The sequence below is a fragment of the Methylacidiphilum sp. Yel genome (assembly GCF_004421185.1).
In the GTDB taxonomy this organism is placed as follows: domain Bacteria; phylum Verrucomicrobiota; class Verrucomicrobiia; order Methylacidiphilales; family Methylacidiphilaceae; genus Methylacidiphilum.
This window is the reverse complement of record NZ_LXQB01000042.1, coordinates 1-10,162: the sequence shown is the minus strand read 5'-3', so window position 1 is coordinate 10,162 and position 10,162 is coordinate 1. Positions and strand designations below refer to the sequence as shown.

Genomic DNA, 10,162 nt, shown 5'->3' with positions numbered 1-10,162 from the left:
AGCCATTTTTGCCGAAACATAGTTATACATTATGAATAATTATTATGAATAAATCTTTTAAAGTAACTAAATAGATCAACGTTGTAGGATAATGTCTCTTTATGTTTCTGCGTATCGTTCTAATCCGGCGGCTCAAGCGGGAAAGTGGACCAGTACGTTCGACTGGTGGAGAGCTACTACGATCGAGGGAAAATCTAGAGATCCGGTCGATAGCGAATCTTCTAGCGCAAGGAGCTTTTGGCTCTTCATGTGGACAGGCTTGTGGAGCTTTTAACGGGGGAGCCGCGCGCAAAGACGACGGAGAGCTCTAAGCCAGAATTGGCGGCGGTTTGGGGCCCAACACTATTAGCCAGGACTTTGTGGGAGGAGTTGGGGTTTCCTTTAGCTTTTTGGGGGAGCTGCTCTAGAGGGGCAAGCTCTTTCCCTAGGCAAGGAGAGCTTTTGTTCTTGTAGCCCATCGGTTGATTTGCCCGGGAAGCGAACATGCCCTCTTCCCAGTGGTTAGAGACTGACTATGTCCCGGATCGGCGAGGGGGGAGCGGACTAAAGCCGGTGTGGAAGCAAAACGGTCGGGTACAGGTGGGCCACCGCTTCCTTTGGCCCTGGTATCGGACGCTGGATGAGCTTGATTCAAAGGAAGGGGGAGATTGAAGATGGCCTTTTTGCTTGAGCCTAAAGATCTTTTTTCCTTGAAGCCCAAGATGGTCTTCTACGATTTGAGCTCTTCCTACTTCGAAGGAGAGGGTCCGGAGGAGTCTGCAGGATTTGGAAACGGTCCAGACGGTAGTGGAGGATTTAGAGAGAAGCGCTTTGGGCTTGCGCCGGGTGGTCTTTGCTCGGGGACCGGGGGGATGGTCAGTAGGGCCAACCTGGGCTTTCTTTGGAGCCAAGGCCATGGGTTTTTGGTGGGACTTTAGGCAGCGGAGGAGCCCGGAGGTCCTAGAGTACCTTCGGCCCGAGCACAAGCTCTTCTCCTGGCAGCCCGTCTCTTTCGGAAAGTAAAGACCGAGGCAAGCCCGAGGTTCCGGGAGGACTTCCCGAGGCAGAGAATCTTTGTAGTCGAGAGTGCTCTAGCGGCTGGCCTACGAGCAAGCGATGCGAGAGGCAGCTGTAGCTAAGATTCGGGAAAAAGCTCTCAGAAGCTCGCTAAGCGGGTAGAAAACGCAAGAGCTTCGTCATCCAGNNGGAGCCTCCGTTCCGGTCGGTTCTAGTTCTGGCGAAAAAGCCTTTGGAACAGCAAAAGCTTCTTGAAGGCCAGGCCCATGTCTTTGTCGCCGCCTTGGCCTTCTTGCTTGACCGGCTATTGGAGAAAAAACTTAAGGCAGCCAAGCTCTCCTTTTCCCCCAAAGAGGCCCTGACTCACCTACGCACCGTCCAAAGACGCCCGAAGCAGACATCGCTGGCACTAAACACCGCGGAGTCACGGCGGGAAACCAACATGGGCGGCCGGATCCTTTCCGCCCTCCGAGTTGGCTTCATGGAGCCTTGGAAACCCAAAAATAGCTCCTAAAACCCTCTCATAGTGACACTTTGAAAAAAAGCTCATCGATAATCAGCACCATACAAAAGTTTCACCAAACATGGGATAACAGAGCTTTTGTATACTCAAAGAAGCTGCACCGCAGGAATCGGTCGGTGTGTTCCATGCCGTTATGGTTCATCTCTGAATCTTTTACCAACTCATGTGCTTAGTTCGGTTGCTGTTGGGGCTACTATCGATTTCGGAAAGGGCTTTGGTGAGGCGTGACGGCTCGCGTTGCCCTCAAGTCGGCTAATCTAGCTTCGGACACATGCAGGTATCGGCACGGCTATAGGGTGTTTAAAAACCAGATCTTTGACAATGATATTCCAGTGGTGTCTATTCAAAGGAAATTAGCATCTTTCCTTTCCAAATCAAATCTAATGCTAGATAGCTATCTAGAAGATCTCCTGCTTTCTTATTGCTCAGCTTCCTCTAGATAGATTAACTGGGTTAGTCATTTTTTGTTCAAAGTCTAGTGAACATTCAATTCTGTTTGCTCTCTTTTTGTAGCCTGTCCACACCATAAACCCACAGGGAGTACCTCTAATGCTTCGCCAACATTGACTTTCCGATCCCATTTTCTTTTTTCTCCATCTACCAGCAGAGAAGACCATTCCAAAGGCGCCTCTTCAGGCAATGTCACGATAGTATCATGCCAAATTGCAGATCCAACAGGGAACTCACCTTCTTTGCAAAGCTCAGTGCAAAACCTTGGCACTATAGCTATAATCCAGTGGTCAGCTTGTTGCCTAAGAAAAGCAAAAGCATTCCTTGCTTTCGACCCTTGAAAGGTCAATGGAATGTAGGATTTAGAACCGAAAACTTCAGGGAATTTCTTTCTAGCCTGCAAGCCCTTATAGGTGATCCAAAACTTTATGCGACCATCTGAACTGTTTTTTACAAGTTCTTCCACTAAAGCCTTTTCATCTCTTACCTCTATAAATTCCCTCAGAATTTTTTTTCGCCAATCGAAATCAATAGGTCTGCGATTGTCTGGATCAACAAATGAAAAATCCCACAGCTCGCAGCCCTGATAAAAATCAGGGATTCCAGGAGAAGCAATTTTTAAGAGCAACTGTGAAAGAGAATTAATGATTCCAAAATGGGCAATTTTCTTTTGAAAGGGAAGAAAGGATTCCCAAAACTTTGAATTCTTCGGATTTAAAAGATTCTCAATAAATTGGCAACATTTTTCTTCATAAGCAGTATTTGGATTTTGCCATCCAGAAAAGCTTTTTGCTTCCCTACTTGCCTTTATGAAATACTTTTTAAATCGGTCCAAAAAAGAATCTATTTCCGAGAGGTCAAAAGGCAAATGTCCAATAAGAGACTGATATATGAAATATTCCGCATTATAATCCGGAACCATAATGTTTCCCACTTTGGACTTTTCCGGTTCATTGATTTCTGTCCATTGATATAGCACCTTCTCCCATTCTTGTGGAATTTCTGAAAGTACATTTATCCTAGCCCTAGCGTCTTCCCCTCTTTTTGTATCATGCGTTGAAGTGGCATTGAAAGTAAAAGGCCACCACAGCGCTCTTTCTTTTAGAAAGGAATGAAACGTTTCTGAAGCAATCCCTAGGATGGATGGATCATTGCCAACTTCGTTAAGAGAAAGTAACCTATTGTAGACATAAAAAAGACAATCTTCGAGTCCTTTTGCCATAAGTGGGCAACTTAGTTGCTGGAAGCGTTTGATAAAATTTTCTCTTTCTTGTTCTTCCTCCTCGGAAAAAGAATGTTCTATTTCTCGAAGAAAAAATTTGAGGATAAAATCCAATTCCACTGAAAGTTCTGGAAGGGTTTCTTTGGCAATATTGACAGCTTCTTCCAAAAACATTCTATCTTGTTTACTCATTTGACCGTTGGAGATATACGTTCTATAAACAGGAAAACAGGAAAGGACCTCAACAAGCGCTCTCCGTATCCCATAGATAGTGACATCTGGGCCAAACCAGAGACGAGAACAAAGAGAATGCAGGATCAAAGCAATTCGGTCAAGGTCGCCAGCAAGCCTTCTTCCAATAACGAATCTTTTCTTTTCTCTTAAAAGTTCTTCATATTCTTGATCTATCCCAGTGTACCTTCGATAAATTCGATCCATAATAGGACCATTTTCTAGGTTGCAGAAAAGCTGAGTAAGAAGAGCTAAAAAATCATACCCTGTGGTTCCTTCAGTCTGCCAACCAATAGGCAGTGTTTCTTTTAACGGACGCAGGATCTTTTCAACAATGGTAAAAATCCCTGGAATTCTTCTACGCAAAGCGCTTAAATATTTTTCAGGATCGAGCAAGCCATCAATGTGATCGATACGAAGTCCAGTAATTTTGCCTTCTTCTATCAATCGGTAGATAAGACAATGGGCTTCTTCAAAAACTTCTTCCCGTTCCATACGAACAGAAATAAGATCGTTAATGGTAAAAAACCTTCTGTAGTTAATTTCCTCCGAAGCCACTCTCCAATGGGAAAAGCGAAAATATTGTTCCGTAAGCAACTTGTCCATGAGAAGAAAATGCTCTGGCTCTGTCTTATCTTCCGAATTGAATAGCTCAATGGTTCTATCCACGCACACTCTGATCAGCGCATTTTTCGTGTAAAGTTCATTCAATATATATTTGATGAAAGAAACCTGTTCGATACGTTCTTGTCTAGACTCGGAAGCTCCAATATTCTTAAGGGTATAAACGACGCCGAGGAGTTTGAGGTAATCTGGATCTTTTGTATCTACCCGCTTTCGAATCGTATTTAGGACGGAAGTCAGAATGGTCGCATAGCTCTCTATTTTCAGAGGAAATTGAATATCATAATAGCGAACATAAAAAGAACCCAAATCAAAGACCAGTTTTATTTCTCCTTTGGACAAAGCTTCACCATAATGTGGGCCAAGAAAGGGAGCAAGGACTCTTCCCTTCAAAGATTCATAAGGATGGTTCCATTCGATATCAAAAAATTCATAGTACCGAGAATAAGGTCCATGCTCGAATACATCCATAAGCATGGTGTTTTCCTTGCTGTAGGCCATGTGGTTCGGAACAAAATCTTGAATCCATCCCATTCCCTTCTCTTTCAACTTTAAAACTATATTTTCATAGACAAGAAAATCCCCTAAATCTGGATTAATCTTTGTATAATCCACTACATCATAGCCATGAGAACTGCCTGGCTTAGCCTTAGTAATGGGAGAAGCATATATATCTGATATCCCCAATTGCGAAAGATAATCGATGATCTTTGCCAGTTTTTCGAAATTAAATGACTTATTCAATTGAACTCGATAAGAGGATAATGGAATTCTCATAATAATCATTCATTAGGATAAAGAAATTCAGCATAATCTATCTTTTGTTTTCTAATGAGAAAAGCAATTTCAATGAAGGGTGAGAGAAAGAATTTCCTTTAGAGTTTTTAGAAAGATTTAGCTAAAACACAACTCCCTGCAAGTTAGCTTTTAGTAGCCTACTGTCTGTGCTGAAAGAAAGGCTTTCAAAACTCCTCACTTCTAAGAGCAGATCATTAAGGCTTAACAAAAGAGGTGCCTCGCCAACAGTTTTTTTGAAACTACAAAGAGAGGATTACAAAAAGAAAAAGAGAGAAATTCCATGAGCATCTGTGGCCCCCCTCCCAATGAGATAGCTCAAGGAGTGGCATTATTGACTTGAGCTATAAGCCTAAAGCAGAAGACAGAAAGAATAGCTTTCTAAAAAGAAACTTCATTTTTATTTTTTAGTTTTATAGAAATAAAAGCAGTGTTTTAAGGAAGTAGAAGTAATTAACTCTTTTCTGTCTACAAACTTTATAGGGATAAACGATCATTCTATCCATTCAACAAACTTTTAAAGGAACTACTTATGAATAACTCACTTTCCCCGAGGCTATGGCAAGCATTAAGTGAACATTATCAAAAAATTTCTCCACTCCACATGCGGGATCTTTTTCATTCCGATCCTCAAAGATTTGAGAAATTTTCGATTTGTTGGGGAGATTTCCTTTTCGATTATTCAAAAAATAGAATTACTGAAGAAACTCTTTCTCTGCTTTTGCAAGCCGTCACTGAAGTCGATCTGCCTGGATATATAGAAAAGATGTTTTCTGGGGAGAGAATTAATTTTACTGAAAATAGGCCAGTGCTTCATATCGCTTTAAGGAATAGATCTGAACGGCCAATTTATGTAGAGGGAAAAGATGTTATGGTCGATGTCAAAAGGGTTCTAGAAAAAATGAAAAATTTTGCAGAAGCAGTCAGATCCAAACGATGGAAGGGATATAGCGGAAAACCAATAAAAGATATCGTCAATATAGGTATCGGCGGATCGGATCTAGGACCTCGAATGGTCACCCATGCTTTAAAAGCTTATGGTCATAAAGAGCTTAATGTTCATTTCGTATCAAATGTGGATGGAACAGATATTGCCGAAGTACTAAAAGCAATTGAACTAGACTCGACACTTTTTATCATCTCCTCAAAAACATTCACTACTAAAGAAACCCTAACGAATGCACAAACGGTAAGAAAACAGCTCATAGATTATTTTGGTGATCCAAAAGCAATTGAAAAGCATGTCGTAGCTATATCAACCAATGAAAAAGCGGTGAAGGATTTCGGTATTAACCCAGAAAACATGTTCGAATTTTGGGACTGGGTAGGTGGGAGATATTCCCTGTGGTCTGCCATTGGATTATCTATCGTTCTTTATATAGGCATGGATCAGTTTGAAGAACTGCTTTATGGGGCTTATCTTGTGGATGAGCATTTTCGAAATAGCCCCTTAGAAAAAAATATCCCGGTGATCATGGGGCTTCTTGGATTTTGGTATGGCAATTTTTTTGGAGCTCAAACTTATGGTATTTTTCCCTATGATCAGTACTTAGAACTTTTTCCAGCTTATCTCCAACAATTAGATATGGAAAGCAACGGGAAACGAATTCGACGAAATGGAACCGTTGTGACCTATACCACAGGGCCTATTTTGTGGGGAAATACTTGTACCAATGGACAACATTCTTTTTTCCAGCTTCTCCATCAGGGCACGCATCTCATTCCTTCAGATTTCATTGCTCCCATCCAAACGCATAATCCCATTGGGAATCATCATCTTATTCTTCTTTCAAATTTTTTTGCTCAAACGGAAGCCTTAATGAAAGGTAAAACAGAGCAAGAAGCTAAAGAAGAAATGCAAAAAGCGAAGATGAATCCTGAAGCCATCGAAAAACTGCTTCCTCATAGAACTTTTCCGGGGAATCGGCCCTCAAACTCCTTCCTTATCCAAAAAATAACTCCAAGGACTCTTGGTAGCTTGATCGCTTTTTATGAACACAAGATTTTTGTTGAAGGATTGCTCTGGGATATTAATTCCTTTGATCAATGGGGAGTGGAACTAGGCAAACAGCTTGCTACAAGGGTTGAAGAAGAGCTAACCACTGGTTCTTTACTCTATGAGCATGACGCATCGACAAAAGGACTGATTGAATTTTATCTGAAAGAATCCAAATAGAAAGATGGGAATTTTCTAAAAAATAATCGAAAGAAGCTATTTATCAGTTGCCGAAGAAAAAAAAGAAATTAATCTTTAATGGTAAAAAAACATCTACTTGAAATAGATATACCCATAAAATAATGAGAAAGAAAAAGAAAAAAACAGAAGATAAGAGCGAACATGCCACAAATGAAAAGGAAGCGAAGCAAAAAGAAAATACGTTACAGTCTAATGCTATGTCAAACTTTGAGAATTTCAACAAAGTAACTAATGAAGTAAATAACTCCTTTAACAAAGAAGAGAATATTAACCCTAATCTTAAAATTACTGATTTATCTCAAGAGGAAAGAAAAGCATTTTTGCAGCTTCAAAAAGAACGACTTTTGGACTTGAGAGAACAAATCCTTGAGCAAATGGAAGGGGTTTCTTCGGAGGTTTTGAGATCGAAGCCCGAAGGTGGAGAATCTACTGGTTTTGGCGTCCACCAGGCAGATGCTGGTACCGACGTATATGACCGAGATTTTGCCTTTAGCTTACTTTCTCAAGAAAATGATTCTCTTTTTGAAATTGACGAAAGTCTAAAGAGAATAGAAGAAAATTCTTATGGAATTTGCCAAATGTGTGGCAAACCAATTCCTATCATCCGCCTTCAAGCTATTCCTTATGCCCGGTTTGATATCGACTGCCAACGTCAATTTGAAAAAGAAAAGATGTATCAGCTTAGAAAAAGATGGGAATCTGTACCTCAATTTGCAGATACTGAGGAGCTCTTAGAAGAGGAACATGGAGAGGAAGAAGAAGAAAAAAAAGAAAAAAATGATTAAATAAAACAGAGGTGGAATACCTATGGGTAGAAACAGTGGCAATTTAAAGGAAAAAAAAAGGAAAAAGAGAGCTTTAACAACTCCCAAAGTTGTTAAAAAAAGAGTGGACATCGATGCAGAAGCTATAGATTTTAGAAATGTTGAGCTGCTTAAAAGGTATGTAACCGAAAATGGAAGAATTCTTCCTAGAAGAATTACAGGGCTGCCTGCAAAACTTCATAGGCGATTAACTAGGGAGATAAAAAGGGCTCGAAACGTTTTGTTGATGAAATAAGGAGAATTTCTATGTCTAGAATTTGTCCAATTCATGGTATTCGACCTGCTAAAGGTAGGAGAATCATCAGAAAAGGGAAAGCTAAAAAGAAGGGAGGCATAGGCTTACATACCACGGGGAATACGCCTCGGTTGTTCCTTCCTAATTTAAGAAAAAAAAATATTTTCATTCCAGAGTTGGGAAGGAAGGTTAAAATACGGGTCTCTGCAAAAGGGTTAAAAACTATGATGAAAAGAGGGGTTTATCCTCTCTTAAAGGAAAATGGATTGATTTAATTTTCAACAAAACTTAAAAAAAGGTGCTTTTATGGCATACCAAGTTGTGAGCAAAAAATCAGGCAAAACCTATTACCTTCATTCAAGGGAACAGGTTCTCAGAAACGGGCATAAGGTTACTCTTTACTATTTTTCTACCCAAATTGGAGATGGGGCTCTTGATGCCTTACCTAATGGATACGTTGTCACGGAAAGCGAACGGACGGGGCTTCCAATTTTAAAGAAAAAAAGATAAAGATAACCTACTAAGTGCGTTTTATGGATATTTCTTCTTTGGATCATCCTGTCATACAATTTGAAGCAGACCGTTGGGATGCGGAGTTTTCAAAAGAGATACAGGAGAAGGCAATAGAATCCCTTGAAAATGGCTCTGTTCTCTTTTTCCCCAGGCTCAATTTTTCTCTTTTACCCGAAGAAACGAAATTTCTTGAGCCTTCTTGGGTTAGTGGAGCAAAAAATATTAGCTATGATCCAAGAAATGCTAGTCTAAAAGGTGCTGAAGGAAAGACAGAGGATCTTAAGTTGCTCAGTGGGATGCTCAAACGATATGCCCAAAAGACAAAGGAATTTCTTCATCTGCTTTTTCCTTTTTATGGCTCTTCCTTAAGAATAGCCCGTACAAGTTTTCGGCCCGTAGAAATTTCTGGTCGCCCAACTTCACCAAGAAAAGATGACACGAGGCTTCATGTGGATGCCTTCCCATCTAGCCCCACTGGAGGAGAAAGGATATTGAGAGTTTTTTCTAATATAAACCCTAGCGGTAAACCAAGAAGCTGGAGAATTGGAGAGCCTTTTCCGCAATATCTCAAACACCTTCTTCCTCAACTAGAATCCCCTACCCCTGGCAAACGCTTTCTTCTTTATGTTCTTGGAATAACTAAAGGTTATAGAAGTCTATACGACCATTTCATGCTCGAGCTTCATGATAAAGGCAAACTCGATTTGCAATATCAAAAAAATTCTCCTCAAGTAGCCTTCGATTTCCCAGCAGGAAGTACTTGGATTGTTTTTACAGATCAAGTGCTACATGCTGTAGATAAAGGACAGTTTCTGCTAGAACAAACATTTCATATTAAAATAGAAGCTTTGAAACATCCTGAGAAATCCCCACTCAAACTTTTGGAAGCTGCGCTCAACAAAAAGTTAGTATCAGTTTAAACCTGCCCAAGACGCGCCGTAGTGCTTCGCCTGTAACTGCGCAGCGGTTCAGGGGTGGTGAAGCGGTGCGGGTCGTCCAAGGGGCGATCACTCTGGTCTTTCCTGCTGCTCCGATGTATTGCTTGAGCACGGACAGTCGCACACCCCAACGGTCAGGATGCAGTCACTTCGGCTCCAGAATACGGGTTTACTCAAGTAATACCGTTTTAGGTGATCCGCAAACTCCTTGCGCAGCAAGCGACTGGTAAGCGTCTTGAGAGTATTCACGGAGGCTGACGGTAATACCTTGGGAGTCAGCGCGCAGATTCACATGATCCGCCTCACCGTTGAATTCCAGCACCTCGCACTCCCATTTTGCCGCCGTACCCCGGAAGAATAACAGCCAGTCGGTCTAGCATGTGGCCGGTCATACACCTGCGGCGATATTTCGTAACCAGAACCAAACGGTAGGTCAAATTATAAACGCAATGATATAGATTACGTAGAGTTTGCATGGTTATGGGAACCGAGTAAATATAACCCATGCTAGCCTGAGTCAATATCCGGGCTGGGGATACAAGTCCCATGGGGAGGGATGGAAGCTGCACCCTGGACAGAATAATCGGCATAGCAAACTCTATCTGCAAGCTATA

At 41.3% G+C, this 10,162-nt stretch carries 11 protein-coding genes; 8 read left to right on the top strand and 3 right to left on the bottom strand.

Annotation, left to right across the window (positions count from 1 at the left end; translation table 11 throughout):
- Window positions 1-101 precede the first annotated feature (101 nt).
- Both A7Q09_RS06785 and A7Q09_RS06780 read left to right on the top strand, forming a co-directional pair.
- The gene (locus A7Q09_RS06785) at window positions 102-311 is read left to right on the top strand and encodes a hypothetical protein (protein ID WP_134390565.1); all 210 of its coding nucleotides are present in this window, start codon (window positions 102-104) and stop codon (window positions 309-311) included.
- A 342-nt stretch (window positions 312-653) separates the two neighbouring features.
- The gene (locus A7Q09_RS06780) at window positions 654-917 is read left to right on the top strand and encodes a hypothetical protein (RefSeq protein WP_134390563.1); all 264 of its coding nucleotides are present in this window, start codon (window positions 654-656) and stop codon (window positions 915-917) included.
- 1,077 nt (window positions 918-1,994) lie between these two features.
- Here A7Q09_RS06780 and treY read toward each other — a convergent pair.
- Window positions 1,995-4,823 carry a malto-oligosyltrehalose synthase gene (gene treY / locus A7Q09_RS06770; protein WP_244228584.1) on the bottom strand — a complete coding sequence of 943 codons (2,829 nt, stop codon included), beginning with the start codon at window positions 4,821-4,823 and terminating at the stop codon, window positions 1,995-1,997.
- 550 nt (window positions 4,824-5,373) lie between these two features.
- Between treY and pgi the strand changes: the two genes are divergently transcribed.
- The 6 genes from pgi (at window position 5,374) to A7Q09_RS06740 (ending at window position 9,530) form a co-directional block, all read left to right on the top strand.
- Entirely contained in the window at window positions 5,374-7,017 is a 1,644-nt protein-coding gene (pgi, locus tag A7Q09_RS06765; RefSeq protein WP_134390557.1) for a glucose-6-phosphate isomerase, read from the top strand.
- A gap of 122 nt (window positions 7,018-7,139) precedes the next feature.
- On the top strand, window positions 7,140-7,823 hold the full coding sequence (locus A7Q09_RS06760) for a TraR/DksA C4-type zinc finger protein (protein ID WP_134390555.1): 684 nt from the start codon (window positions 7,140-7,142) through the stop codon (window positions 7,821-7,823).
- A 22-nt stretch (window positions 7,824-7,845) separates the two neighbouring features.
- Window positions 7,846-8,097 (top strand): 30S ribosomal protein S18, encoded by a 252-nt coding sequence (rpsR, locus tag A7Q09_RS06755; RefSeq protein WP_134390553.1) that lies wholly within the window; start codon window positions 7,846-7,848, stop codon window positions 8,095-8,097.
- Between the two features lie 11 nt (window positions 8,098-8,108).
- Window positions 8,109-8,372, top strand: coding sequence for a 50S ribosomal protein L28 (rpmB, locus tag A7Q09_RS06750; RefSeq protein ID WP_134390551.1), 264 nt, complete (start codon window positions 8,109-8,111; stop codon window positions 8,370-8,372).
- Between the two features lie 31 nt (window positions 8,373-8,403).
- The gene (locus A7Q09_RS06745; protein WP_012463350.1) at window positions 8,404-8,607 is read left to right on the top strand and encodes a hypothetical protein; all 204 of its coding nucleotides are present in this window, start codon (window positions 8,404-8,406) and stop codon (window positions 8,605-8,607) included.
- Window positions 8,608-8,630: 23 nt separating this feature from the next.
- Window positions 8,631-9,530, top strand: coding sequence for a Kdo hydroxylase family protein (locus A7Q09_RS06740; RefSeq protein WP_134390549.1), 900 nt, complete (start codon window positions 8,631-8,633; stop codon window positions 9,528-9,530).
- Window positions 9,531-9,617: 87 nt separating this feature from the next.
- Here the strand turns inward: A7Q09_RS06740 and A7Q09_RS11480 are convergent, their stop codons facing one another.
- Complete coding sequence (locus tag A7Q09_RS11480) at window positions 9,618-9,797, bottom strand: transposase (protein WP_208526699.1); 180 nt, start codon at window positions 9,795-9,797, stop codon at window positions 9,618-9,620.
- 53 nt (window positions 9,798-9,850) lie between these two features.
- Window positions 9,851-10,024 (bottom strand): transposase, encoded by a 174-nt coding sequence (locus A7Q09_RS11475; RefSeq protein ID WP_394346625.1) that lies wholly within the window; start codon window positions 10,022-10,024, stop codon window positions 9,851-9,853.
- Between the last annotated feature and the right edge of the window lie 138 nt (window positions 10,025-10,162).